The 23,614-nt window shown below is 62.3% G+C and carries 24 protein-coding genes; 7 read left to right on the top strand and 17 right to left on the bottom strand.

Translation table 11 applies throughout. The features are described 5' to 3' along the window. The first annotated feature begins 26 nt into the window (after positions 1–26). Positions 27–389: a DUF4870 family protein gene (locus tag ACQ4WQ_RS06625; RefSeq protein WP_326459713.1), complete on the top strand. Its 363-nt coding sequence runs from the start codon at positions 27–29 to the stop codon at positions 387–389. 17 nt (positions 390–406) lie between these two features. Here ACQ4WQ_RS06625 and ACQ4WQ_RS06620 read toward each other — a convergent pair whose 3' ends face one another. Together ACQ4WQ_RS06620 and rimO are read right to left on the bottom strand one after the other, a co-directional pair. Next, complete coding sequence (locus tag ACQ4WQ_RS06620; protein WP_436495530.1) at positions 407–1,591, bottom strand: cystathionine beta-lyase; 1,185 nt, start codon at positions 1,589–1,591, stop codon at positions 407–409. A gap of 189 nt (positions 1,592–1,780) precedes the next feature. Beyond that, positions 1,781–3,136 (bottom strand): 30S ribosomal protein S12 methylthiotransferase RimO, encoded by a 1,356-nt coding sequence (gene rimO / locus ACQ4WQ_RS06615; RefSeq protein ID WP_170846336.1) that lies wholly within the window; start codon positions 3,134–3,136, stop codon positions 1,781–1,783. Positions 3,137–3,444: 308 nt separating this feature from the next. Here rimO and ACQ4WQ_RS06610 point away from each other — a divergent pair, with 308 nt between their 5' ends. Then, a complete protein-coding gene (locus tag ACQ4WQ_RS06610; protein ID WP_436495528.1) occupies positions 3,445–5,034 on the top strand; it encodes a sialidase family protein in 1,590 nt (529 codons plus the stop codon). A 90-nt stretch (positions 5,035–5,124) separates the two neighbouring features. On the opposite strand, the gene phaR is transcribed toward ACQ4WQ_RS06610, so the two are convergent. After that, positions 5,125–5,688 carry a polyhydroxyalkanoate synthesis repressor PhaR gene (gene phaR / locus ACQ4WQ_RS06605; RefSeq protein ID WP_010399000.1) on the bottom strand — a complete coding sequence of 188 codons (564 nt, stop codon included), beginning with the start codon at positions 5,686–5,688 and terminating at the stop codon, positions 5,125–5,127. A gap of 224 nt (positions 5,689–5,912) precedes the next feature. Beyond that, complete coding sequence (gene phaC / locus ACQ4WQ_RS06600) at positions 5,913–7,637, bottom strand: class I poly(R)-hydroxyalkanoic acid synthase (RefSeq protein ID WP_436495526.1); 1,725 nt, start codon at positions 7,635–7,637, stop codon at positions 5,913–5,915. Between the two features lie 113 nt (positions 7,638–7,750). On the opposite strand from phaC, the gene ACQ4WQ_RS06595 reads away from it, so the two are divergent. Beyond that, positions 7,751–7,984 carry a hypothetical protein gene (locus ACQ4WQ_RS06595; RefSeq protein ID WP_227741988.1) on the top strand — a complete coding sequence of 78 codons (234 nt, stop codon included), beginning with the start codon at positions 7,751–7,753 and terminating at the stop codon, positions 7,982–7,984. Between the two features lie 16 nt (positions 7,985–8,000). On the opposite strand, the gene pgeF is transcribed toward ACQ4WQ_RS06595, so the two are convergent. Both pgeF and ACQ4WQ_RS06585 read right to left on the bottom strand, forming a co-directional pair. After that, complete coding sequence (gene pgeF, locus ACQ4WQ_RS06590) at positions 8,001–8,786, bottom strand: peptidoglycan editing factor PgeF (protein WP_436495524.1); 786 nt, start codon at positions 8,784–8,786, stop codon at positions 8,001–8,003. After that, positions 8,786–9,811 (bottom strand): RluA family pseudouridine synthase, encoded by a 1,026-nt coding sequence (locus tag ACQ4WQ_RS06585; protein ID WP_070220225.1) that lies wholly within the window; start codon positions 9,809–9,811, stop codon positions 8,786–8,788. Before ACQ4WQ_RS06585 ends, pgeF begins: the two co-directional genes overlap by 1 nt. A gap of 89 nt (positions 9,812–9,900) precedes the next feature. Between ACQ4WQ_RS06585 and ACQ4WQ_RS06580 the strand changes: the two genes are divergently transcribed. Then, complete coding sequence (locus ACQ4WQ_RS06580; RefSeq protein ID WP_070220227.1) at positions 9,901–10,704, top strand: outer membrane protein assembly factor BamD; 804 nt, start codon at positions 9,901–9,903, stop codon at positions 10,702–10,704. 162 nt (positions 10,705–10,866) lie between these two features. Here the strand turns inward: ACQ4WQ_RS06580 and yaaA are convergent, their stop codons facing one another. Beyond that, positions 10,867–11,637 carry a peroxide stress protein YaaA gene (yaaA, locus tag ACQ4WQ_RS06575; RefSeq protein ID WP_436495521.1) on the bottom strand — a complete coding sequence of 257 codons (771 nt, stop codon included), beginning with the start codon at positions 11,635–11,637 and terminating at the stop codon, positions 10,867–10,869. Positions 11,638–11,667: 30 nt separating this feature from the next. Here yaaA and ACQ4WQ_RS06570 point away from each other — a divergent pair, with 30 nt between their 5' ends. From ACQ4WQ_RS06570 to ACQ4WQ_RS06560, 3 genes are all read left to right on the top strand, one after another. Further along, entirely contained in the window at positions 11,668–12,102 is a 435-nt protein-coding gene (locus tag ACQ4WQ_RS06570) for a putative toxin-antitoxin system toxin component, PIN family (RefSeq protein WP_035819658.1), read from the top strand. Between the two features lie 83 nt (positions 12,103–12,185). Next, positions 12,186–13,364 carry a pyridoxal phosphate-dependent aminotransferase gene (locus tag ACQ4WQ_RS06565; protein ID WP_436495974.1) on the top strand — a complete coding sequence of 393 codons (1,179 nt, stop codon included), beginning with the start codon at positions 12,186–12,188 and terminating at the stop codon, positions 13,362–13,364. Positions 13,365–13,405: 41 nt separating this feature from the next. Then, positions 13,406–14,509, top strand: a complete 1,104-nt coding sequence (locus ACQ4WQ_RS06560) for an HD-GYP domain-containing protein (protein WP_436495519.1) — start codon at positions 13,406–13,408, stop codon at positions 14,507–14,509. Positions 14,510–14,537: 28 nt separating this feature from the next. Here the strand turns inward: ACQ4WQ_RS06560 and ACQ4WQ_RS06555 are convergent, their stop codons facing one another. The 10 genes from ACQ4WQ_RS06555 to pilM all read right to left on the bottom strand — a co-directional run bounded on the left by ACQ4WQ_RS06555 (position 14,538) and on the right by pilM (position 23,480). Next, the gene (locus ACQ4WQ_RS06555) at positions 14,538–14,996 is read right to left on the bottom strand and encodes a nuclear transport factor 2 family protein (protein ID WP_436495517.1); all 459 of its coding nucleotides are present in this window, start codon (positions 14,994–14,996) and stop codon (positions 14,538–14,540) included. Positions 14,997–15,200: 204 nt separating this feature from the next. Continuing rightward, positions 15,201–15,863, bottom strand: coding sequence for a DUF2625 family protein (locus ACQ4WQ_RS06550; RefSeq protein WP_436495515.1), 663 nt, complete (start codon positions 15,861–15,863; stop codon positions 15,201–15,203). Positions 15,864–15,951: 88 nt separating this feature from the next. Continuing rightward, positions 15,952–16,866, bottom strand: coding sequence for an alpha/beta hydrolase (locus ACQ4WQ_RS06545; protein ID WP_436495513.1), 915 nt, complete (start codon positions 16,864–16,866; stop codon positions 15,952–15,954). A 26-nt stretch (positions 16,867–16,892) separates the two neighbouring features. Continuing rightward, the gene (locus tag ACQ4WQ_RS06540; protein WP_436495511.1) at positions 16,893–17,990 is read right to left on the bottom strand and encodes a tetratricopeptide repeat protein; all 1,098 of its coding nucleotides are present in this window, start codon (positions 17,988–17,990) and stop codon (positions 16,893–16,895) included. A 17-nt stretch (positions 17,991–18,007) separates the two neighbouring features. Further along, the gene (locus ACQ4WQ_RS06535; protein WP_326459726.1) at positions 18,008–18,913 is read right to left on the bottom strand and encodes an ExeA family protein; all 906 of its coding nucleotides are present in this window, start codon (positions 18,911–18,913) and stop codon (positions 18,008–18,010) included. Further along, entirely contained in the window at positions 18,914–20,728 is a 1,815-nt protein-coding gene (mshL, locus tag ACQ4WQ_RS06530) for a pilus (MSHA type) biogenesis protein MshL (protein WP_436495509.1), read from the bottom strand. Continuing rightward, on the bottom strand, positions 20,715–21,110 hold the full coding sequence (locus ACQ4WQ_RS06525; RefSeq protein WP_326459728.1) for an MSHA biogenesis protein MshK: 396 nt from the start codon (positions 21,108–21,110) through the stop codon (positions 20,715–20,717). Before ACQ4WQ_RS06525 ends, mshL begins: the two co-directional genes overlap by 14 nt. Beyond that, the gene (locus ACQ4WQ_RS06520) at positions 21,095–21,772 is read right to left on the bottom strand and encodes a hypothetical protein (protein WP_495542706.1); all 678 of its coding nucleotides are present in this window, start codon (positions 21,770–21,772) and stop codon (positions 21,095–21,097) included. The genes ACQ4WQ_RS06525 and ACQ4WQ_RS06520 overlap by 16 nt, the downstream gene beginning before the upstream one ends. 59 nt (positions 21,773–21,831) lie before the next feature. Continuing rightward, on the bottom strand, positions 21,832–22,539 hold the full coding sequence (locus ACQ4WQ_RS06515; protein ID WP_436495505.1) for an MSHA biogenesis protein MshA: 708 nt from the start codon (positions 22,537–22,539) through the stop codon (positions 21,832–21,834). Then, entirely contained in the window at positions 22,536–23,480 is a 945-nt protein-coding gene (pilM, locus tag ACQ4WQ_RS06510) for a type IV pilus biogenesis protein PilM (protein ID WP_436495503.1), read from the bottom strand. Before pilM ends, ACQ4WQ_RS06515 begins: the two co-directional genes overlap by 4 nt. Positions 23,481–23,614: the final 134 nt, after the last annotated feature.

The following is a 23,614-nucleotide window of genomic DNA, read 5'->3' as shown; positions in this document are numbered from 1 at the left end:
AAAATTGAGCAACGACGGGAGCCTTCATGTCACAAGATATTATTTTGGATACCCAACTCCAGCAGACCAAGAACCTGGCCTGGTGGTTGTACCTGATACATGGCGCCAGCTTCGTGTTTTCGCTGGGCGCGTTTTCCTTCATTCCGCTCATCATCAATTATGTGAAGCGGGACGAGGCGGCCGGGACCTTCGTGTACAGCCATCACAGCTGGATGATCCGTTCCTTCTGGTGGTATGTAGCCTGGATCGTCGTCGGCGCCATCCTGTGGATCACGCTGATCGGCATTCCGCTGGCCTTCGTCGTGTGGGGCGTGGCCTGGCTGTGGAAGGCTTACCGCCTGCTGCGCGGCTTCCTCGACCTGAACAACAACAAGCCCGTGCCCATGTAAAGGTGCTTCGCGGCAAGCTAACGGCTTGCCGCTTCCTGCATCGCCGCGAACGCCCGTTCGATATCGGCGATCAGGTCCTGCGGATCTTCCAGTCCCACGTTCAGGCGCACCAGCTGGCCCGGCAACTGCCAGCCCTTGCGCATGGCGGCGATGCGGTACGGCATCACCAGGCTGTTCGCGCCGCCCCAGCTGTAGCCAATCTTGAACAACTGCAAGGCATCGACGAAACGGTCCGTCTGCGCCTCCGTGTAGCGCGCGTCGAACAGCACGGAAAACAGGCCGCCCGCGCCCGTGAAATCGCGCTGCCAGATGGCATGGCCCGGGCAATCGGCGAAAGCCGGATGCAGCACCGTGGCGATCTCCGGGCGCCCCTTGAGCCAGGCGGCCACCGTGCGCGCGCCCCTGTCGTGGGCGTCGAAGCGCAGCTTCATGGTCGGCAAGCCGCGCAGCACCAGGTAAGCGTCGTCCGCCCCCACGCCCATGCCCAGACGCATGTGCGCCTGCGCCAGGCGGTCGTGCAGCGCCCGCTCGCGCGTGATCAGGGCGCCCATCAGCACGTCGGAGCCGCCCGACTGGTATTTCGTCAGCGCCTGCATGATGATGTCCACGCCCAGGTCGAAGCCGCGCAGGGCCAGGCCCGCCGACCAGGTGTTGTCCAAAGCCACCAGCACGCCGCGCGCGTGGGCTGCCGCGCAGATGGCAGGCAAATCCGGCACTTCCATCGTCACGGAGCCCGGTGCTTCCGTCCAAATGAGCTTGGTATTCTGCTGGATCAATGCCGCGATGCCAGCGCCGATGAGCGGATCGTAATAGCGCGCCGTGATGCCGAAATCCTGCGCCAGCCAGCGTCCCAGTTCGCGGTTCGGGTTGTAGATGTTTTCCGGCAATAACACGTCGTCGCCCGTCTTCAGCAGCGCGAAGTCCGCCATGGCGATGGCCGCCAGGCCCGACGGCGCCAGCAGGCAGTGCGTGCCCCCTTCGATCCCGGCCAGCCGCGCTTCCAGGGTGAACGTGGTGGGCGTGCCGTGCAAGCCGTAGGTGTAGGCGTTCTTCTCTTTCCAGTCGCCCGAGCGCATGGCCGCCACATCCTTGAACAGCACGGTCGAGGCATGGTGGATGGCGTTGGGAAACGCAGCAAAGCCTTGCGGCGCCTGGTAATCGCTGTGGATCAGCGCGGTTTGCGGGGATTTGGGTGTGGTCATGGCGTTGGCAAATAAAAAAGGCGGATTGCAATAATTGCGAATCCGCCTTGATTGTAAGGGCTTATGCCCTTGCCTGCCGTACGTCTGACAGAGTGTTACACCTGCGAAAAAACGTTCAGGCCAAGGCGCGCTGCCGAAGACAGTACTTTACTGTACGGCAAGGCAGCGCAACGCAGGCATGGACGTTTTTTACTCGGCGGCGCCCCACAAGTCATGTGCATCGGCCGAGGTAATGGTCACGTCGACGAACTGGCCGACCGCCAGCTTGCGGTGCGGCTCGAACGGCGGCTTCACATACACGACGCCGTCGATTTCCGGCGCGTCGGCGGACGAGCGGCCCACGCCGCCGGAACGGGTGACTTCATCGATCAGCACGCGCACGGTCTTGCCGACCTTGGCTTGCAGGCGTTTCTTGGAAATTTCTTCCTGCAGCAGCATCACGCGGCCACGGCGCTCTTCGCGCAGCTCTTCCGGCACAGGATTGGCGATGGCGTTGGCCGTCGCGCCTTCGACGGGCGAATACGCGAAGCAGCCCAGGCGGTCGATCTGCGCTTCCTTGAGGAAGTCGAGCAAATACTCGAATTCCGCTTCCGTTTCGCCAGGGAAACCCGCGATGAAGGTCGAGCGGATGGTCAGGTCCGGGTTGATGGCGCGCCAGGCCTGGATGCGGTCGAGGTTTTTCTCGCCGCTGGCCGGGCGCTTCATGCGTTTCAACACGTCAGGGTGCGCATGCTGCATTGGAATGTCGAGGTAAGGCAGGATGTGGCCGCCGCTCATCATCGGGATGATCTGGTCCACGTGCGGGTACGGGTACACATAGTGCAGGCGCACCCAGGCGCCGTAGGACTTGGCCAACTCGCCCAGCGCTTCCGTCAGCTGCGTCATGTGGGTTTTCACGGGACGGCCATTCCAGAAACCGGAGCGGAATTTCACGTCCACGCCATACGCCGAGGTATCTTGCGAAATGACCAGCAATTCCTTGACGCCAGCCTTGAACAGGTTTTCCGCTTCGATCATCAGTTCGCCGATCGGGCGCGAAACGAGGTCGCCGCGCATCGACGGGATGATGCAGAAACTGCAGCGGTGGTTGCAGCCTTCGGAAATTTTCAAATACGCATAGTGCTTCGGCGTCAGCTTGACGCCTTGCGGCGGCACCAGGTCGAGGAATGGCGCATGCGGTTTCGGCAGGTGGAAGTGGACGGAATCCATCACTTCGGCCAGCGCGTGCGGACCCGTGACGGACAGCACTTTCGGATGCACCTTCATGATGATGTCGTCGCCGGCAGCATCTTTCTTGGCGCCCAGGCAGCCGGTGACGATGACCTTGCCGTTTTCAGCCAGCGCTTCGCCGATGGCGTCGAGCGACTCTTGCACGGCGGCATCGATAAAACCGCAGGTATTGACGATCACCAGATCGGCGCCAGCGTAGGATTTCGCCGTTTCGTAGCCTTCGGCGCGCAGTTGGGTCAGGATTTGTTCGGAGTCGACCAGCGCTTTCGGGCAGCCGAGCGAGACAAAGCCCACTTTCGGCGCCGCACCTGGCATGGCCTGCATGGCCTCGGGCTGGGCGGAAGGAACGGGGATACGGTGAATTTCAGACATAGTTGGCAGCTAGTAAAATGGTGAGGCGAATCGGCTATTGTACCCCGAGCCGCCCCTTGCTGTCAGCGCGGCTTCCTTTTGCCAGCGCATCTGCAACGCATCAACCGCAACTTTGTTCCGGCGACTGCCGTAATGGCCGTGCGCGAATAAGATCCCGCACCGCACCGCCGGTATCAAGAAATTAAAAAATAATGCCAAAAAGAAACTAATGACTGGCATATAGTTGTTTTTAAAAAAACTAAATCAATCTCATGTCCTTTTCCAATCTGAAAGCGCGACGCTCGGCTGTCGCGGCTTGCGGTTTGACCGCATTGCTGCTGAGCGGCTGCGCCGTCAACACCTCGGTGGTCGATCCACTGAAAATGAGCGCACAGTCGGGAGAAACCCCGGTGGTCGTCAGCATCACGTCGAATACCAAAGATATTTACGGTTTCAACATGATCAAGTTACGCCGTGTGGTGGCGGGCGAGCAGCGCAGTGATTTCAAGCTGGTGTCCGCAAACCTGGTGATGAAAAAGGTCGAGAGCGCGATGGCAGGCGATACTTCCCTGTTCATTGGCGCACTACCGCCTGGCGAGTATGAATTTATCGAATTGATCGACACCCGGGCCAACAAGCTCCTGCATGTGTATTCGACCATCGTGGGAAGCTTCAAGATCGAAGCGGGCAAATCGGCGGATCTGGGCCGACTGATTGTGACACGCGGCAATTTCGGCATGCAGTACGGCCGCAGCGCCCAGGTGGCATCGAATGCGGAATTGATCCGGCGCTTTGCCCCCGACTACAGCGCCATGTTTGGCGCCGCTGCCAGCCTTGGCTGGAGCACCCCACGCCACGCGCGGGACGATGTCGAGCAATTTGCTCGCGCCCACCCTGCCGGGGCCGAGTGCGCCACCGAAATGCCCGATGGCCGGGTGGCCGCCGCCAGCCGCATGGGCGCCATCCTGATACGCTCGACGCAAGGGCGATGGAATATCATCAATGCGCCGTCGGTGGAGTCGCTGTCTTGCGTATTTCCTGTGGACCTGCCCAATGCCGAGTTGATCGCGGTAGGCGAATCGGGCTCCCTGCTACGCAAAGCGCGTGACAGCGACAAGCTGCTTCCTGTCGATGCAGGCAACCTGCCGCCCGGCAATCTGCTGCGCATCGGTGGCAACCCCAACGATGGCTGGTACGTGATGCATCGCAAGGAAGGCGAATTGAACATTTTCCATGCGAATCAACTGGACGCTGGCGACTGGCGATCCGTGTACCATACCACCCTGCCCGGATCGTGGCTGCATGGCCCAGGCTTATTGTGGACGTGGCAAGACGCGGACCGGATCGGCTATGCGCTGGAAAGCGGCTTGATCGGCGAACTCGATTACAGCACGGGCAAGTTGACCGAGCGCTTTAGTCCGCACAAGAAAAGCCTGACGCAGTTTATTCATCAAGCCAATGGCACGCAAAGCGTTCTGGTAGCGGCTGGTCTGGGAGGACGGTTTCCCGACGCCTATGCCTCACGGGATCGCGGCCAGAACTGGACGACTATCGTTTCGCCATTCAAAGTCCTGATGTCGCCCGTGGCGCCGCTCAATGACGGCCGCTTGCTGATGGAGGCCGGCATGTATAACGACGGAGCACTGCTGGTCAGCAGCGACGAAGGCAAAACCTGGGGGCCGTATGCGCCATACCGACTGCGCCACGCCCCATTGATTTTCCCTTCCGGCCTGGCGCTCAATATCATGGAAGATTTCAAGGGTAATGTCAGCATCTACAGTTCCATGGACAATGCCAGGACATGGAAGCTCGAGCATTCCAACCAGGATCTGCTCTCCACGCTGCAACAACTGAGGCAATAGCATTCAGCATCCGCGGCGGCGACAAGACAGCCGCAAAGCACAACGGCACAGGAGGTCCTGTGCCGTTGTGTGGCCCGCAATGGCTGCGGCCTACTTTTTGTCCGTGGGAGGAACCGGCGGCACAAACGGGAACGTGCCGAACAGATTCTTGCTCTGGCTCTGCATCTGTTCCTGCATCTGCACGAACAGGCTCTTGCTCTGGTCGATGTAGTTGTTCATCATGCCTTGCATCATCGGACCCTGAACATTCATGAACTGCGTCCACATTTCCGGGCTGAAAGGCTTTCCTTCGAAACTGCCGGCCGACGTGCCCGTGAATTTGTGCTGGATATCGGTGAACGCTTGCACGTTCTTTTCCAGGTAGGATCCCATCATGCCCTGCATGGCGTGGCCATAGTAGCGGATGATCTGCGACAACACGCTGCTCGAGAACATGGGCGCGCCGTTCGCTTCCTCTTCCAAAATGATTTGCAGCAAGATGCTGCGCGTCAAATCTTCATTGGATTTGGCATCGACGACGGTAAACACTTCATTGTCCAACACCAGCTGCTTGACGTCCGTCAAGGTGATGTAGGAACTGGTTTGCGTGTCGTACAGACGGCGGTTGGGATATTTTTTAATCAGGCGGTCTATACTTTTTTTTGCACTACTCATCACAAGTTCCACTTATTGCGCCGCAGCGCATACTGAGTTAATCCGAAAAAAAAGCGAACGTGGGTCCGCTTTCGCACCTGCCTACGTTTTCCATTATAGAGTGGAAAACGGCTCCATTGCACATCAGGGTAGTAGATTCCCGCATTTATTGCAACGCAACTAAAAGTAGATTCCTGACAAGACCGGAGATTACGCCGGTCTTGCCCGGCAAAACGCTTTGTGACTTAATCCGCCCTGACTTTAACATACCGCCCCGGCGCCGGCTCGATTGCCGCGTGGCGCTTGTTGCCCGGCTTGGCTGGCGCCTTCACCTGGGCGCCGCCGTGTTCGGCCAGGAAAGCCGCCCATTCGGGCCACCAGCTGCCCACATGCTCGGTCGCGCCTTCCATCCATTGCTCGGCAGTCAAGGGCTTGGCTTTCGCCGTGCGCGCGCCTTTGCCTGCGTCGTTGCTCCAGTAGCTGCGCTTTTTCTTCGACGCCGGATTGATCACGCCGGCGATATGGCCGGAGGCGCCGAGGATAAAACGGTTGGCTTTCGGCTTTTTCGGGTTCAGCAGGGCCGTGCTGGCGTAGGCCGCGCCCCAGGGCACGATATGGTCTTCGCGCGAACCGTAGATGAAAGCGGGCGCGTCAATGCTGCTCAGGTCGACCTTTTCGCCGGCCACCGTCAGCTTGCCCGGCACCTTCAGGCTGTTTTCCAGGTAGGTGTTGCGCAGATACCAGCAGAACATGGGGCCCGGCAAGCCCGTGCCGTCGCCATTCCAGTACAGCAAGTCGAACGCGGGCGGCTCCTTGCCCTTCAGGTAATTCGACTGCACGTAATTCCACACGAGGTCATTCGGCCGCAGGCTGGAGAACGTGCTGCCCAGGTCGCGGCCCGACATCAGGCCGCCCTTGGACAGGGTCTGCTCGCGCAGCGCCACTTGCGGCTCGTCGATAAAGACATCGAGCGCGCCCGTGTCGCAGAAATCGAGGAAGGTGGTCAGCAGGGTCAGGCTGGCGGCCGGATTCTCGCCGCGCGCCTTGAGCACCGCCAGCGCCGTCGAGACGATGGTGCCGCCCACGCAAAAGCCGAACATATTGAGCTTGTCCTGGCCGGAAATGTCCTGCGTCACCTTGATCGCTTCGATCACGCCCTGCTCCACGTAATCGTCCCACGTCAGGTGCTGCATGCTCATGTCCGGATTGCGCCAGGACATCAGGAACACGGTATTGCCCTGCTCCACCGCATAGCGCACGAGCGAGTTTTCTGGCTGCAAGTCAAGGATATAGAATTTATTGATGCACGGCGGCACCATCAGCAGGGGCCGCTGGTGTACCGTGGGCGTGCTTGGGGTGTACTGGATCAGCTGGAACAAGGCGTTTTCAAACACCACCGTGCCCGGCGTGGTGGCCACGTTGCGGCCCACTTCGAAAGCCGATTCGTCCGATTGCGAGATGCGGCCCTTCTGCATGTCGGCCAGCATATTGCTCAAGCCCTTGGCCAGGCTTTCGCCCTTGGTCTCGATCAGGGTTTGCTGGGCGTCGGGATTGGTGGCCAGAAAGTTGGCGGGCGACATGGCATCGACGATTTGCTGCACGGCAAAGGCAATCTTTTGCTTCTGGTGCGGCGTCGCTTCCACGGCATCGGCCATGGCGCTGAGAAATTCGGCATTGAGCAGATAGGCGGCCGCATTGAAGGCCGACAGGGGGCTGGCGTGCCAGGCGGGCGCGGCGAAGCGGCGGTCTTTCAGCTCCGGCGCCTTGCCGGCCATAAAGTCAGCCCACAAGCCCGTCAATTTGGCCACGTAGGCATTTTTCAGTTGCTCGATCGCTTCCGGCTTGATGCTGGCGCCCGCATCCTGCAAAATGCCGGCAATCGGATTGCCCTGGGGCTGCGGTACCATGTTGAACCACGTCTTCCACTGCTCAGGATTGCTGATCTGCGCCATCCATTCCTTGGTCATCATTTGAGGATCGGGCATGTTCATAGATGTAAAAGTCCATTAAGAAATTAAAACGTCGTCAAAAATAAATACTTCTGGATCAACTGCATGCAAACTCTTACTGACTGCCACTACTCATGATGCTCATGACCGCTGTTGCCTGGATCTATGTCGTCGGCCTCATGGCGCTGACGGAACCGTCCATCGTTGCCGGGGTGATGACCTTCGTGCTGTACTGCGTCATCCCGCTGTCCATCCTATTCTATCTGACGGGCTCGCGGCGACGCAAACGCAAGGCGGCGCGTATCGCTGAACTGAACGCCCGCGCGCTCGCCTCAGCAGACGATAAAACAAAAACGGCAGACACATAAGTGTCTGCCGTGCAGATTATTTGCGCCAGATCAAACTGGCCTGTCTTCCCGTGACGCCATCGCGCCGATACGAGTAAAACTGCGCCGCATCGCTGACGGTGCAATATTCCCCGCCCGCCACTTGCGCCACGCCATCGCGCAGCAGCATGGTGCGCGCCAGCGCATAGATGTCGGCCAGATACTTGCCCGGCTTGCCGGCGATGGCCGCGAATGCATCCGACAACACTTGCCGCTCGACATCGTCACGCGCGCCGTCGCGGAACGCCTGCAGCACGTCCTGCCCCACTTCGAATTGCTGCGGACCTATGGCCGGCCCCAGCCAGGCGAGGATCTCCGTCGCGCCCTGCGCGCGCATGCTGTCCACCGTGCGCTGCAAGACGCCGTTGGCCAGGCCGCGCCAGCCCGCGTGGGCCGCGCCCACGACGAGGCCATCGCTGGAGCTGAACAGCACGGGCAGGCAATCGGCCGTCATCACCACGCACACGGCGCCCGGCTGCGTGGCGATGCTGGCGTCGGCGTCGGGCACGTGGCCGTCCAGCTTGCCAGCATCGGCCACGGCCACGCCATGCACCTGCGACAGCCAGGCGGGCTCGGACGGCAGGATGGCTGCCAGCCGCGCGCGGTTGGCGGCCACGTGGTCAGGGTCATCGCCCACGTGCGTGCCCAGGTTCAAGCCGCCGCCGCCCTGCCCGTCACCATATGGCCCCTGGCTGACGCCGCCCGCGCGCACGGTCGCCAGCGCGCCCACGTTCGCGGGCAGGCCGGGCCAATGGGGAATAATGCAAGGCAACGGCGACGTCATCAGACCTGTTCCGGCTCGGGAATGCCGGCCGTGGCGATCAGTTGAGCGAAATCATCGGCCAGCGGCACGATCCATTCGCACGCTTCCAGGGTGCCCGGATGCACGAGGCCCAGACGACGCGCCTGCAGCGCCTGGCGCGAGAAGACGGACACCAGGTGCTGCTTGCCGTACACGGAATCGCCGACCAGCGCAAAGCCCAGGTGCTGCATGTGCACGCGGATCTGGTGCGTGCGGCCTGTTTCCAGACGGCATTGCATCAGACTCACGGGACGGCGGTCGAGTTCGCCGCTGCCAATCAATTCATAGTGGGTGATGGCGGGCTTGGCGGTGAAATTTTCCGAGACAGCCATCTTGACCCGGTCGCGCGGGTGGCGCGCGATCGAGGCATCGATGGTGCCCGCCATTTTCGGCGTGCCCCACACGAGCGCGAAATACTCGCGCTTGACGGTGCGCGCCTGCAGCTGGCGCACGAGGTCCGTTTGCGAGGCCAGCGTCTTGCCTACCACCATCAGGCCGCTCGTATCCTTGTCCAGACGGTGCACGATGCCGGCGCGCGGCACGCCGGCCAGCTGCGGGCAGTGGTGCAGCAAGCCGTTGAGCAGGGTGCCCGACCAGTTGCCTGGGCCCGGATGCACGACCAGTCCGGCCGGTTTGTTGATGACGATGATATGCTCATCTTCGTGCACGATGTTCAATTCCATCGCTTCCGGCTTAAAAGCCTCGTCTTCCGGCGCGCTTTGCGGCAGAATGACGATCTTCTCGTCGCCATAGGCGGTCATGTTGCGTTTGGCAACTTTTCCATCGACGGTCACGAAACCGGCTTCCAGCCACAATTGCAAGCGGCTGCGCGAGTATTGCGGCACCAGCTGGGCGATGACTTTATCGAGGCGGTGGCCGCAGGCGTCCGGCGTCAGTTCCAATGTAATCGGGGCCATTTCCTCGAAGACGTCGTCGGCGGCAAAATCGCCGTCAAACGCCTCTTCGGCAGCATGGTCAGAAAGGGAGTCAAACGCGGGGTCAGCCAAATTAGGCTTCGGAGTTAATATCACAGCATTCCCATCGGCTATAATCAGCCTATTGTAAAATCTTGGTTAAAACCTTCTTGCAAAACGTCATGCAAAAAAAATTATCGTTGGTAGTCGCTTCAGTCGTTCTGCTCGGCATGTCCGCTTGCAGCTTGTTGCCTGAAAAAGTGGATGAGACCAAAAACTGGTCCGTTACGAAATTATACTCGGAGGCGCGTGAAGAAATGGCCGGGCAGCACTATGAAGCTGCAATCGGCCTGTTCCAGAAGCTGGAGGCTAACTATCCTTTCGGCAACTATGCTCTGCAAGCGCAGATGGAGATCGCTTACGCGTATTATAAGTCGGGAGACCAGGCGCAGGCACTGGCCGCCGTCGAACGCTTCATCAAGTTGCATCCGAACCACGCCAATGTGGACTATATGTACTACTTGCGGGGCCTGATCAGCTTTAACGACCAGATCAGCTTCCTGAACTTCCTGTACGAGCAAGACCCGACCGAGCGCGATCCGAAAGCCACGCGCGAAGCGTTTGCGGCCTTCAAGCAACTGGTCGACAAGTTTCCAAATAGCAAATATGCGCCCGATTCGCTGGCCCGCATGAACTATTTGATCGATGCCATGGCGAAATACGAAGTGCACGTGGCGCGCTATTACTACCGCCGCGGCGCCTACCTGGCCGCCGCCAACCGCGCGCAAACGACGGTCAAGGACTTTGCCGCCTCGCCCGCCATCGAAGAAGCGCTGTTCATCATGTACCGCTCGTACGACAAGCTGGGCTTGACCGACCTGCGCGACGACACCTTGCGCGTGCTGACCAAGAACTACCCGAACACGGCATTCCTCAGCCCGGAAGGGGTGAACAAGGAACGCAAGTGGTGGAAATTCTGGCAGTAAGCTGCAATAAAAAACCGGGCTGGCCCGGTTTTTTTACTTAGAACGCCTATCAAAACCTACTGCGCGTCGTAATTTGCGGTCTGCGATGCTCACTGTACCTTCGTACAGTTCCGCTTCTCAACCACAACTTCCTTCCGCTCGCTACGGTTTTGTTAGGCGTTGTTATTCGCCGACCTTGCGTCGGAACACCCAGCTGGTGTCGTTCGACGCTTCCGGCACATACGCGTAGCCATCGACGTCGAACTGCTTGAGCTGCTGCGGATCGCGGATCTGGTTGACGGCCGCATAGCGGGCCAGCATGCCCCGCGCGCGCTTGGCGTAGAACGAGATGATTTTATATTTGCCGTTCTTCCAGTCCTCGAACACGGGCGCGATGACGGGCACGTCCAGCTGGCGCGGCTTGACGGATTTGAAATATTCTTCGGAAGCGAGATTGACCAGCACTTGCGCGCCCTGCTCCTTCGCCGCGCGGTTCAGGCCATTGGTGATGGTGTCGCCCCAGAACGCATACAAATCCTTGCCGCGCGCGGTCGTCAGGCGCGTGCCCATTTCCAGGCGGTGCGGGTGGATCAGGTCCAGCGGGCGCAGCAAGCCGTACAGGCCCGACAGGATGCGCACGCGCGACTGGGCATAGTCGAGCTGGGCTGGCTGCAGGCTGCGCGCCTCGAAACCGGCATACACGTCGCCATTGAAAGCCATGATGGCCTGGCGCGCTTCCGCCAGCTTCGGCGTCCAGGAGGCGTAGCGGGCCACGTTGAGGGCCGACAAGGCATCGGAAATGCCCATCAGGCTGCCCACTTCGGCGGGCGAGAACTGGCGCATGCGCTCGATGAGCTGGGCGGAATGGTCGAGAAAATCGGGGGTGCTGTGCAACGTGGTTGTTGGCGGCGTCTCCAGGTCGAGACTCTTGGCGGGCGAAAGCACGATCAACATAAATTATCACTACAGAATAGAATTGCCGACATGATACCTGCTCCACAAAAACTCGTCCTCGACACCAACGTTTGCCTCGACCTGTTCGTCTTCAACGATCCGCGCTGGGCGGGCCTGCTGGCGGCCATGGAAAGCGGCGCCGTGCACGCCATCACGCGCGAAGATTGCCGCGCGGAATATCTTGTCGTATTGCATTACAAACATCTGCCGCTCGATGAAGCCAGCCGCGCTGTCGCCGCCGCCCGCTTCGACGCCCACATCAGCGTCGTGGCACCGCCCGTGTCGGGCGTGCGCCTGCCCGTCTGCACGGACAAGGATGACCAGAAATTTCTCGAACTGGCGCGCGACGCCAACGCCGACATCCTCATCACCAAGGACAAGGCGCTGTTGAAACTGGCCCGCAAGACGGCCAAGGCCGGCATGTTCAAGATCATGGTGCCGGAAGGCTGGGCATTGCCGGGCTGAGCCGCCAAAGCCCCGCACGCGACGGGGCGCGCTGCGCTAGAATGGGAAACGATTCCACTTTCCGCACCGCGCCCCTACCGTTCATGAACAGCCCGTCCCTGCCCCACCTGACTCCCACCCTGACCACCCGCCTGCCTCTGGTGGGCACCACCGTGTTTACCCGCATGTCCAGCCTGGCGGCCCAGCATGGCGCCGTCAACCTGGGCCAGGGCTTTCCCGACTTCGATTGCGACCCGGCACTGGTCGGCCTCGTCAGCGACGCCATGCGCGCCGGCCACAACCAGTATCCGATGATGACGGGCGCCGCGCCCCTGCGCGAGGCGATCGCCGCGAAGATCGCCAGCCTGTACGGCCACGCCTACGATGCGGGCACGGAAATCACCGTCACGGCCGGCGCCACGCAGGCGCTGACCACGGCGATTTTGTGCTGCGTGCACCCGGGCGACGAAGTCATCGTCATCGAACCGGCCTACGACAGCTACCTGCCCGCCATCGCGCTGGCCGGCGGCGTGCCCGTGCTGGTGTCCATGCAAGTGGGTGAACAGGGCTACAGCGTGCCATGGGACAAGCTCGCTGCCGCCGTCAGCCCCAAGACGCGCTTGATCATCATCAATACGCCGCATAACCCGACGGGCACGATCCTGCGCCCGGCCGACGTGGCGGCCCTGGCCGACATCGTGCGCGGCACGCAAATCCTGATTTTATCGGATGAAGTCTACGAGCACATGGTGTACGACGGCGTGCCGCACGCCTCGCTCTCGCGCAATCCTGAACTGGCGGCGCGCAGCTTCATCGTGTCCAGCTTCGGCAAGACGTATCACGTGACGGGCTGGAAAGTGGGCTATGTGGCGGCGCCCGCGGCCCTGACGGCGGAATTTCGCAAGGTGCACCAGTACAACGTCTTTACCGTCAACACGCCGATGCAGCACGGCATCGCCGGCTACATGGCCGACCCGCGGCCCTACCTGGACTTGCCCGCGTTTTACCAGCGCAAGCGCGATTTGTTCCGCGACGGCCTGGCGGGCAGCCGCTTTACCCTGCTGCCGGCCGACGGCACGTATTTCCAGTGCGTGCGCTACGATGCCATTTCGCAAGAGACCGAAGCGCAGTTCGCAGAATGGCTGACGGCGGAAATCAAGGTGGCCGCCATTCCCGTGTCCGCGTTTTACGCGCAGGGCAAGGAGTCGGGCATCGTGCGCTTCTGCTTTGCCAAACAGGACGAGACCTTGCGCCTGGCGCTCGAGCGCCTGCGCAGCATTTAACGACAGAACTTCTCCGCCCCGGCGGAGCAAAGGATGACAGCATGGTACAGCGTCGCATCGGCCCGGCCGACCTGGTTCCCGGCGAACCTCTGCCCTGGGATCTGTTTCTGGCCGACCACAGCGCCGGCCCGCAACTGCGCAAGGGGCAGATCATCACGGACGGTGCGCAGCTGGGAAGGCTGATGCAGCTGGGCCTGTATGTGGGCACGCCGGACCAGCCGTCCGTCTTGCGCTTGCTCAATGAAGCGGCGCAGCGCCTGGAACGGCTGCTGCTCGCCTTGCGCAGCGAAAACAATGCCGAGCGCGACGTGCGCGACATCGCCCGCGAACTGCTGCGCGCGCTCGAACACGATGCCGACATCGCCCTGGCCAGCATCCTGCTGAACCAGATCGCCGGCAGCTACGCCGTGCGCCACTGCATAGAAACGGCGCTGCTGGCCATGCTGGTGGGCCGCAGCATGCACAAGTCCCACGATGAACTATTATTGATCGGCGCGGCCGCGCTGACGATGAACGTGGGCATGCTGCGCCACCACGACAGTTTCCAGGACCGGCGCGGCCCCCTGAACGACGAGGAAATGCGCATCGTGCGTCTGCATCCGCAGGAAAGCACGGAACTGCTGCGCTGCGCCGGCGTCGACGACGAGGAATGGCTCAGCTGCGTGCTCTTGCACCATGAAAACGACGACGGCAGCGGCTACCCGCAGGGGCGCACGGCCGATGAAATCCTGCAAAACGCCAAGCTGATCGGCCTGGCCGACCGCTATTGCGCCCGCGTCTCGGCGCGCAACTACCGCCGCTCCATCGTGCCCGACCAGGCGCTGCAGCATATCTTCCTCGACCAGAACCTGCCCATCGACCCGCTGCTGGGAGAACAGTTCGTCAATTTGCTGGGAAAATATCCGCCCGGCACATTGGTGCGCCTGCGCAACGGCGAACTGGGCGTCGTCACGCAACGGGGCGCCGCCTACGTGCACCCGCTCAGCGACCCGCTGGGCGCGCCGCTGTCCGCCGCCGAACTATCGCGGATGACGCCGCGCGACACGGGCGACAGCCAGTTCGCCATCGTCTCGTCGCTGCATGAAGACGATGCGGGCGTGCACTTCAGCATGCGCAATGTGTGGGGCGACGAGGCGCGGCTGTAGGCTCGGCGGGCACCAGGCACAGCTCACTTCACGGTTTCGGCGGGCGGATGCCGGTGTACTGTGCGCTGACCAGCAGCCATTGCTTGTCAACAAGCCGCGCCACATAGCCGGCGCGCAGGGCGAACGTGCGGGCGGCCCCCTCCTGATTGACACGGTAGGACAGCCGCGCCGAAATGAGCGCCGTATCGCCAAACAGACGCACCACCGGCTCATCGACCTGGAGCAGAGGACTCGGCCGCTTCTGCTCCGGCGCATAAAACGAGAGCATTTTTTCGCGTTCGTCCACCTCGCCGACCGGCGAAATTTCCACATAGTTCTCGGCCGTGGTGGCTTTCAAGGCAACTTGATCAAAGTTATTCTGCGCCTGCGCATGGCGCTGCACCAAGGCCACCAGTTCGGCATCGGCGGGAGCCGCGTGCGCGCTGCCGATCACGCCGACAGCGCCAAGCAGGCAGGTGGAAAGAACATGTGGAAGGGTCAATTTCATGCGTATTCATCCTGATCGAGGTCATTGAGAAGCGTCCGTTGCCTGCTATGGCAGTATCGGACACTCGCTGGCGGGCGGCGCATCGCGAGAAAGCCCACTGTATGCTATCCCCTTGCCATTTTCTGACACCGGCCATTGCGACAAACCGCTCGATTCGTGGATTGAAACGCCATTTCGCCGGCGCGGGATGCGCATGGCGATGCCTCAGCTCGCGCCCGCAGGCGCATCCAGCAACTTCTGTTTCAGGTCGAGGTTGAGCGCCCACTGCTCCGCCACGGGAATGGCGCGCCGCGAACTGGTCTTGATGGAACCCTCTTGCGTCCACAGAAATGGATAAAAGTTCAGACATAGGTCGCCGGCCAAGGGCAATTCGTCAAAGCCATCCGCATCGCCCGACTGCCGGCCGTAGAACTGCCGCAACTGGCTGGTAAAGGCCCATTCGACAAACGCCGTGAAGCCTATCTCCAGTGCTTCCCACTCCAGCGTCTCGGGGGCAAGGTAATACAGCTTGCCCTGGTCGGCCCCAAGTGCGCCGCCGTTGATGGCAAAAAAACCGCCGAGCACGTCATCGGCCACCAACAGAAAGCCCTCGGCCTTGCCTTCGTTCCACGAAACAATGTTCCGGCCCAGCTTGTCATGGCCCGAGCCCAATATCCGGAGCCAGCCGTCATCGACCAGGATGCCCCCGGTTTCATAGGCGATCGCGCCGAGGGGTGAACGCGTGGTGACTTGCAGGCTCAGCAGCACATCCTCCCGGCCGGCAGAGGGAGGCAGCAATTCGACCGGAATGTCGGCCTCGCTGGCCCATTGCCTGATCAGCGGAAACGCCGGGTCTTCACTATCCAATAATTCATTCAATGTACGCATGTCAGCTGACCTTATCGATGACCGCTTCCGGCGGTCGGAATGTGCATGGCGACGCCGGCCCTGCCTGGCAGATGCCGCCCGGCACCCTTCATTTTGCGGACGTCAGATACGCCCGCAAGCCCTGCGTGAGCACAAAAGGGAACACGCTCGCGTGATCTTCATCCTCGAAGACGCGCAAACGAGTTTTCAAGCCGGGGAACTTGCGCGACTTCAATTTCCCGTCAAACTCGCGCAAGTCCGCCAGCATGTCGGCCTCTTCCTCCAAACGCGAACGCTTCTTGCCCGCCGCCAGCTTTTCCAGGCCGCCAATGCCGAAGAACACGGACGCGGGCAAGTCCTTGTGGCTGGCCGCGTACGCCTGCTCGCGGTCGAACATCACGCCGGCGTCGTACCACAGCGACGGACTGCCAAGGATGTAGTGCTCGAAGGTGCGCGGTTCCGTCAGCAAAAATTGCAGGCCCAGCAGGCTGCCGTAGGAATGGCCGATAAACACCTTGCGCTGCATGTTCACGCGGTAGTGCTGTGCGATGAAGGGGAACACCTCGCCCGAGACGAACTGGCCATACGCCTTCGCTTCGCCGAACGCGGGCGGCCGCCCCGGCATGTCCGAGCGGTAGTCGTGCTTGCGCGGCGTGGTGGGCGTGTAGTCGCGGCGGCGGCTGTACACCCCGCCATCGCCATTGGCGTATGACAGTCCCACCACGATGACTTCTTCCATCCCCGCATGCTTGTTCAGGCGCTGCGCGATATTGCGCACGACGGGAAACGCATAATTGGCGTCGGTGACGAACAGCACCGGGTAACGCTTATTTCCCTGCCGATAGGAATCGGGCAAGGCGACATACAGCTGATAGTCGCGCTTCAAGGCTTGCGCGCGAATATCGCGCACTTCCGTATTGTCCAGCACGTAGCTGGCAGGCGCGCTGGCGGGCGCGCTGGCGGGCGCGGCCAGGGCGCTGCTGCACAAACAACAAAATGCAATGAACAGGCTCAGAGGTTTCAAACTGGTTTCCTTCATTGAGGTAAAAGTTACTTTGCCGCAACCGCCGTCAGCTGCACCAGCTTGCGCTCGACAAACGCCTGCAGCTGGGGCGACAGGGTTTGCAAGCCCTTGGCCCGCTCATATGCCTGGCGCGCCTGGGCCGGGTGGTTGTCGGCTTGCAAGGCGATGCCGAGGCCCATCCACCAGACGCTGTTGTCGGGCGCCGCCTGCAAGGCCAGCTGGTAGTGTTCGGACGCTTCGCGGTAGCGCTGCTCGCGCTGCAGCACGCCGGCCAGGAAGGCCTGGTATTCGCCGCTGTCGGCCGCGTACGGCAAGCTGCGCATCAGGGTGTCGAGGGCGGCCGCGCCGCCGTTGGCCTTGTCCAGTTGCAAACGGGCCAGCATCATCGCTTGCGCCGGCTGTTTCGGGTCCAGTGCCAGACTCAGCTGCAACTGGCGGGCCGCCTCGTCGGGACGCTGCGCTTCAAGCAGCAGGCGCACCAGGGTTTCGCGCGCCCCCTGGTGGCGCGGGTCCAGCTGCAGGGTCTGCTGCAAGGCCAGCATGGCGTCGGAGACGCGGCCATCCTGCAACTGGGCCAGCGCGCGCCGGTATTCGTTCTCCACGCGCTGCTGCGCAGTCACTTGCTTGCCGTCGATGAGGAGTTCGCTGGCGGCGGGCGCTGCCGTCCTCACCGCCACCTTGGCCACGTGCTCCTCGGCAGGCTTGGCCGGCTTTCCAGTGATGCGGCGCATTTCAGCATCGCGCACCCTGGCGGGCGCGACCGTCTCCACGGCCTGGAACGCGGGCTTGGGTTCCGCCACCACGACGGCCGCCGCCCGGGCAGTCACTACCGGCACTGGCATGGGTGCAATGGGGACAACAGGCACAGGAACGGGCATAGGAACAGGCACCGGAACCGGGTTGCTGGCCACATTCACCAGCACTGGCGGTACGGGCGGCCGCTTCAGGTAGACCCAGCCCAGGGCGATGGCCACCGCCGTCAGGCCGGCCGCGCCGCCGATGACCAGCGCGCGCGAGACGCCCCGCTCGCGTTCGGGCACGGAGCGGATGCCGGCCGCGTCGCCGCGTCCCTCGGGGGTGCCGCGGGCGTCGAGGTCTTGCAACATCTTGTTAATCAGGCTCATCTACAGGCTCATCTTCGTCATCGGTTCAATAAAGTCCAGCTCACGCCGCAGGCGGCGGCCAGCACGCCGGCGCCGGCCAGCCACGGCCATGGCCGTTGCCAGAAGCGGCGCGGCTTGCTGGCCAGGGTATCGCTGGCGGCCAGCCCCACGTGGCGGCCGCTGACCTGTTGCCGCCCTTCCCCATACGCCACCATCAGCGCCTTGTGCGCCATGATGTTGATCAGGCGGGGAATGCCGCCGGACGCCTTGTACAGGCGGGCCACGCCGCCACGGCTGAACAGGCGCGCGCCATCGAAACCGGCCACGCGCAAACGGTGCGCCACATAAAAATCCACGTCGTCGCGCGACAACGGTCCCAGGTGATAGTGAAAGGTGATGCGCTGCGCCAGCTGGCGGATCTCCGGCAGGGCCAGCTTGACGTCCAGTTCGGGCTGGCCGAACAGCACGATCTGCAGCAGCTTGCGCTTTTCCGTTTCCAGGTTCGTCAGCAGGCGCAGCGCTTCGAGGCTGTCGACGGGAATCGCCTGCGCTTCGTCCAGGCACAGCAGCACGCGCTTGCCTTGCGCGGCCAGGTTGAGCAGGCGCAAGTTGAGGGATTTGAGCAGCTGATGCTGATCCGCATCCTTCTCCAGCAATACATCGAGGTCGTCCGCCAGCGCCAGGATCAATGATCGGGGCGGCAGGTTCGGATTCGGGATATAGGCCGTGACGAATTCCGGTCCCAGCGATTGCATGAACTTGCGGCACAAAAAGGTTTTACCGGTGCCCACTTCGCCAGTGATCTTGATGAAGCCCTCGCCATTGCGCGCCGCCACCAGCAGGGTGTTGAGCGCCTTTTGCGACTGCGGGCCGTTGAAGAAGAAACTGGTATCGGGCGTGAGGCCGAACGGCGCCTCGCGCAAGCCGAAATGGGCCTGGTACATTTAGCGCTGCTCCGACGGCCGGCGCGGATCGAGCGCCTCGATGCGTCTGCCGGAATCGAGCAAGTCCTCGTTCCAGCTGCTGGCGCCTTCGACGATGGTGGGCTTGATCAGCACCACCAGTTCGCGCTTCTGGATCACCTGGCCCGTGTTGCGGAACAGCGCGCCCAGCACGGGAATGTCGCCCGCGCCCGGCACTTGCGAACGGTCCGAGGTGGTGGCCTGGCGCATCAGGCCGCCGATGGCGACGATGCGCCCGTCCTGGCTGCGCACCATGCTGTCCATCTCGGACGTGCTGGACGCGGCCAGCGGCAGCTTCAGCGAACCGGCACTGCCCAGGTCGATCTGCTTGTTGACGGTGGTGACCTGGCTGACGGACGGATGCACGTGCAGGATGATGTTGCCCTGCTCGTCGATCTGCGGCGTCACGTCCAGCACCACGCCGGAAAAGAAAGGCTGCAGAGTGACATTCGGGCTGGAGGTGGTGCCGCCCGTGGTGCCGGTGGAGGTCACGGTGGTGCTCACGCCCGTGACGAAGAATTCGTCCGTGCCTATCTTCAGCACGGCCTTCTGGTTGTTCATCGTGGCGATGCGCGGACTCGACAGCACGTGCACGGCCCCCTGCGACTCCAGGAAGGAAATCATGGCGGCGAAATTGGCCGTCTGGAAAGCCAGGCCGAACATCGAGCCGGCCGCATTCGCCGCCGAACTGAGGCCAAAGCCGCTGCTGGCCGTCAAGCCGCTGCCATTCGTCATGTTCGGCGGCTGGCCGCCGTTGAACGGCAGCGGCGCCAGGGTGCCGCCAGGCTGGATGAAGCCCGTCGAAATGCGGTTCGTATGGCCGCTCTTGATCGAGGCGAACGAGGCCCAGTTGATGCCGGTCTGGAAATTATCGTTCAATTCCACTTCGAGAATCTTGGCTTCCAGGATCACCTGGCGGTCGACCGACAGCTGCGTTGCCTTCAGGTACAGATCAACGGCACGCAACTCGTCGGGCATGCCGCGCACGACGACGACGCCGGACTGCGGGCTGATCACCACCTTGCGGCCATCGGCCGTGCCGCCGATGATGGCGCCCAGCGAGTCTTTCAGTTCAGCCCAAAAATTGCTGTCGGACGTGGTGCTCAGATTGGAACTGTCCTGCACCACTTGCTGGCCCGGCTGGCCCGGCTGCTGCGGCAGGTTCTGCTGCGCCTGCTGGTTGCCGTTGCTCCCGCTCTGGCCGCTGGTGCTGGTGCCGGCGTTCGCTACCGACGTCGAGGAAACGCGCAGGTTCGACATGCCCTTGCGGCTGCCCGTCAGGTAGTTCACCTGGAACATGCGGGTTTGCATGGTGAGCGGCCGTATCGTAATGCGCGTGCCGTCGACCTTATAGTCATAGCCATACAGCTCGCGCACGGCATCGAGCGCCTCGAACAGGGTCACATCTTTCAGGTTGGCGGAAATATTGCCCTGCACATCAGGATGCACGAGCATGTTGTAACGCGTGCCGTTGACGAGCGAGTGAAAGAACTGGCGCGCCGGGACGTTGTTGAAGGCGACGTTAAAGCGCTCGTCGAGCACGCCGCGCGCCTTGGGCAGCTGCGCGGCCAGCGCGGACGCCGGCGGCAGCAGCGCGTTTTCCACGGCCGCCGACTGCGCCGCAGGAGTGGTGGTGGCCGCTGCGCCCGCCACCTGCTCCTTGATCGCATTGTAGGTGTCGCGCTTTACAGGCGCGACGTTGCAGGCGCACAAACCCGCTGCAAGTCCCAGGACGCCCGCCCGCTTGCTTATTTCAAGTATCTTCCGCATTCCCGCCTTGTGTTTATTGGGTGACATGAACCTGTTTCCTTCGCACATGCATTGCATCATTCGCATCGACCGCCTTCGGATACAGCCGCAGCGTTTCCAGGGTCTTGCCGCGCCGCAACGTCACGCTTGCCTCGCCGATGCCGACGACGACTGCGCCGCCCACCTTGTCGCCCGCCCGCACGCTGCGGCCGTCGATCACGGCCAGACGCCGCCCGCCAGACTGATTGGAAATCAGCACCGACTGCAGCTGCGGCCGCGCCGCGCCGGCAGTCGCCGCACTGCCCTGGACGGGTGCCGCATCGGGCGGCCGCGTGGGATCGGACAGCTGGGCAAATGCCCCCGGCGCCAGCGCCAGCAGCGCGCCCGCAAGGACGACACGGCAACTGGCGCGCATCACAGCGCGATCCATTTCTCGTCCAGGCTGAGCGTGTACAAGGTCAGGCTCAGCGTGGCATTCGGATACTGCTCGACTTTCATGTTGACCTTGCCCCAAAACACATGGGCAGGCATGGCCTCTACGGCATCCATATAATTCACCATATCCAGGTAATTTCCGCGCAAGACAATTTCCACGCCATGACGGTACAGCACGGCAGGCGACTTCGCCGGCTCCGGCTCCGCTGGCGCTTGCCCGGCAGGCGCGGGAGCGGGAGCGGCCTCAACTGCGGACGCCGGCACCGCCGGCTTTGCGGCCACATGGCCGCCCTGTCCCATGGCGCCGGAAGGCAGCGTGGTCAGCGACACCAGGCGCAGGTTGGCCTGCTGTTTCAGCAACTGCTGCAGCATCGGCACGATGCGCTCCGGCGCCACCAGGCCATTTTGCGTCGACTGCAAGGCATGCCGCCTCTGCTGCACTTCCTGCCGGATCCGTTCGAGCCGGACGCGGTCCTGCTGGTCAGGGTCGCCCGCATGCGCGGCCATCCTTTGCGCCACCTCAGCATCAGTGGCCGCGACGGCCTGCTGCCGCTGGGCAATTGTATCGGTCAGCGCCTTGCGCCTGGCTGACTGCGGATCGACGAACAGATAGAAGACCATGAAAATCAGCAGCGCCGCACTGGCGCCAAAGACCATGGCCCGTTCGCGCACGCTGAGCGCATCAAACTTCAGGGCAAATTTTTGCCATTGCTGTTTCATTCTTTAACCGTCCCTGCGCCGCTGGCCGGGGCCGCCGACGATTGCAAGCTGAAGTCGATAAAACGTGGCGCCGATGCTGCCACGGCAGCGGCCGGCGCAACGCCCGGCAACGCCGGCACAGCGGCCGGCACCGGCGAGGCAGTCTGCGCAGCAAGCTGAGCGCTGGCCATATCCAGGCGCGCGAACGATTTTCCCTGCAAGGCCGGCTCCCTGGACAAGGCGAGGATGTACTGCGGCAGCAAGTCCGGCTGCACGACGCGTCCCTGCAAGCCGATCTCGTTGCCGGCACCGGCGATGCTCGCCCCCGTCAGCCACAAGCCATTGACCCTGGCGCGCGCGAACGCGCGGAAATAGTCGGCATAGCCGTTTGTATTGCCCAGTTCGCCGCCCTGCAGAATCTGCCCGGCTTCCAGCAAGGCGCCGCGGTCGGCTTCGGCCTGGCGCAGCGCGCCCGCAATCAGCGGGTCCTTGCCAGGCACGGGAAACCGAGCAAACACGTCCGTGCGCCGCGCCTCGCGCGCGTCAAGCATGAGCTTGGCGTCGGCCGCTGTCCGCTCCAGCGTAGCCAGCTGGTGCGCGCCATACCAGACCAGCACGGCACTGACGGCGGCGATCAGCCCCAGCCCCTGCAGCAAGCCCACTGCCGACAGCGCCTGCTTCTGTTTTTCAAAGGCAGGGTTGAATAGATTGATTTGCTGGCTCACGCTGGCATCCCCTCCTGCCGCAGGGCCGCACCCAGGGCCAGGAAAAAGCGCGCCTGGCCGCCAGCGGCCAGCAGATCCGGCACCTTGGAAAAATCAAACAGGGCCGCCAGGTCCAGCGCCTCGACCGGCATGTACAGATTGTCCGCAAGGTAAGCATGCAAACCATCGCTGCCAGTGGGCGCGAGCACCAGCCTGGCAACGGTAATAAAATGGAATTGACGGTCGAAATGGTCAAAGGAACGCTGCAGTTCCAGCGTGATCTTGTCGTAATACTGCTGCCGCTGGGTGTCGCTGGTCTCGGCCAGCTGCGCCACGGTCACGTCGATGCGGCGCGCCAGGTACAGTTCCCCATCGGACGTCACGGTCAGCAGCCCTCCTTCGCCATCGAAAGACAGCATGGCCAGGCCGCGGCCCTGCGTCTCCATCAAGCCGGCGATATTTCGCTGGGCCATTTCCGGGATGTCGATGACCGACAGGGCAATCTTGCATTCGCCATACAGCGCCTGGCGCTGGGCTACGGCGCTGTTGCGCGCCGCGACGGCGAACAGCGATTGCGCGCGGCCCGGTCCGTTCTTGTCGCCAGGAATATCGACGACATCGACGGTGGCGTCCGCCGCCGGAAAGTCGATCATGTCCTTCAGGCGCCAGCGGACGGCAGTCTTGAGCTCTTCCGGCGGCACGTTCGGCGCGTCGATCATCAGCAATTGATATTCGCCCGCACCGAGCAAGGTGGTGCTGCGGTAAGACTGGGCATGCACATCCCGGTTCATTTTTTCCAGGGTGGCCGCGGGCAGCGGCTTGCGGCCGGCATACATGACCGCCGCCTGCACCAGCGGCTTGTCGCCCGCACGCCGTTTGACCACGGCGGCGCACACACCTTCCGCCGAAAATGATGTCGCCAGCCAACCCTCGTGTTTTTTTGCTTTTGCGAATAAACCCATGCCACCGATCCAGATAATGAAATGCTACGGCAGCGGTGCCGCCCGAATGATGCATTCAATCAATTTTAATTCATAGCAGGTAAGAACAGGTTAAAAAAGAAACAATTGACAACATATTTTCAGGAAAACACCAC

This window comes from Janthinobacterium goodfellowi (assembly GCF_051380695.1).
Classification (GTDB): Bacteria; Pseudomonadota; Gammaproteobacteria; order Burkholderiales; family Burkholderiaceae_D; genus Janthinobacterium.
Note: the sequence above shows the minus strand (reverse complement) of the source record. Positions and strands in the feature narration are given on the sequence as shown.

What these genes read in the sequence shown, in the direction of transcription:
- ACQ4WQ_RS06625 (WP_326459713.1), top strand. Translation starts at nt 27, where the DNA reads ATGTCACAAGATATTATTTTGGATACCCAACTCCAGCAGACCAAGAAC.
- ACQ4WQ_RS06620 (WP_436495530.1), bottom strand. Translation starts at nt 1,591, where the DNA reads ATGACCACACCCAAATCCCCGCAAACCGCGCTGATCCACAGCGATTAC.
- rimO (WP_170846336.1), bottom strand. Translation starts at nt 3,136, where the DNA reads ATGCCAGGTGCGGCGCCGAAAGTGGGCTTTGTCTCGCTCGGCTGCCCG.
- ACQ4WQ_RS06610 (WP_436495528.1), top strand. Translation starts at nt 3,445, where the DNA reads ATGTCCTTTTCCAATCTGAAAGCGCGACGCTCGGCTGTCGCGGCTTGC.
- phaR (WP_010399000.1), bottom strand. Translation starts at nt 5,688, where the DNA reads ATGAGTAGTGCAAAAAAAAGTATAGACCGCCTGATTAAAAAATATCCC.
- phaC (WP_436495526.1), bottom strand. Translation starts at nt 7,637, where the DNA reads ATGATGACCAAGGAATGGATGGCGCAGATCAGCAATCCTGAGCAGTGG.
- ACQ4WQ_RS06595 (WP_227741988.1), top strand. Translation starts at nt 7,751, where the DNA reads ATGATGCTCATGACCGCTGTTGCCTGGATCTATGTCGTCGGCCTCATG.
- pgeF (WP_436495524.1), bottom strand. Translation starts at nt 8,786, where the DNA reads ATGACGTCGCCGTTGCCTTGCATTATTCCCCATTGGCCCGGCCTGCCC.
- ACQ4WQ_RS06580 (WP_070220227.1), top strand. Translation starts at nt 9,901, where the DNA reads ATGCAAAAAAAATTATCGTTGGTAGTCGCTTCAGTCGTTCTGCTCGGC.
- yaaA (WP_436495521.1), bottom strand. Translation starts at nt 11,637, where the DNA reads ATGTTGATCGTGCTTTCGCCCGCCAAGAGTCTCGACCTGGAGACGCCG.
- ACQ4WQ_RS06570 (WP_035819658.1), top strand. Translation starts at nt 11,668, where the DNA reads ATGATACCTGCTCCACAAAAACTCGTCCTCGACACCAACGTTTGCCTC.
- ACQ4WQ_RS06565 (WP_436495974.1), top strand. Translation starts at nt 12,186, where the DNA reads ATGAACAGCCCGTCCCTGCCCCACCTGACTCCCACCCTGACCACCCGC.
- ACQ4WQ_RS06560 (WP_436495519.1), top strand. Translation starts at nt 13,406, where the DNA reads ATGGTACAGCGTCGCATCGGCCCGGCCGACCTGGTTCCCGGCGAACCT.
- ACQ4WQ_RS06555 (WP_436495517.1), bottom strand. Translation starts at nt 14,996, where the DNA reads ATGAAATTGACCCTTCCACATGTTCTTTCCACCTGCCTGCTTGGCGCT.
- ACQ4WQ_RS06550 (WP_436495515.1), bottom strand. Translation starts at nt 15,863, where the DNA reads ATGCGTACATTGAATGAATTATTGGATAGTGAAGACCCGGCGTTTCCG.
- ACQ4WQ_RS06540 (WP_436495511.1), bottom strand. Translation starts at nt 17,990, where the DNA reads ATGAGCCTGATTAACAAGATGTTGCAAGACCTCGACGCCCGCGGCACC.
- ACQ4WQ_RS06535 (WP_326459726.1), bottom strand. Translation starts at nt 18,913, where the DNA reads ATGTACCAGGCCCATTTCGGCTTGCGCGAGGCGCCGTTCGGCCTCACG.
- mshL (WP_436495509.1), bottom strand. Translation starts at nt 20,728, where the DNA reads ATGTCACCCAATAAACACAAGGCGGGAATGCGGAAGATACTTGAAATA.
- ACQ4WQ_RS06525 (WP_326459728.1), bottom strand. Translation starts at nt 21,110, where the DNA reads ATGGATCGCGCTGTGATGCGCGCCAGTTGCCGTGTCGTCCTTGCGGGC.
- ACQ4WQ_RS06520 (WP_495542706.1), bottom strand. Translation starts at nt 21,772, where the DNA reads ATGGTCTTTGGCGCCAGTGCGGCGCTGCTGATTTTCATGGTCTTCTAT.
- pilM (WP_436495503.1), bottom strand. Translation starts at nt 23,480, where the DNA reads ATGGGTTTATTCGCAAAAGCAAAAAAACACGAGGGTTGGCTGGCGACA.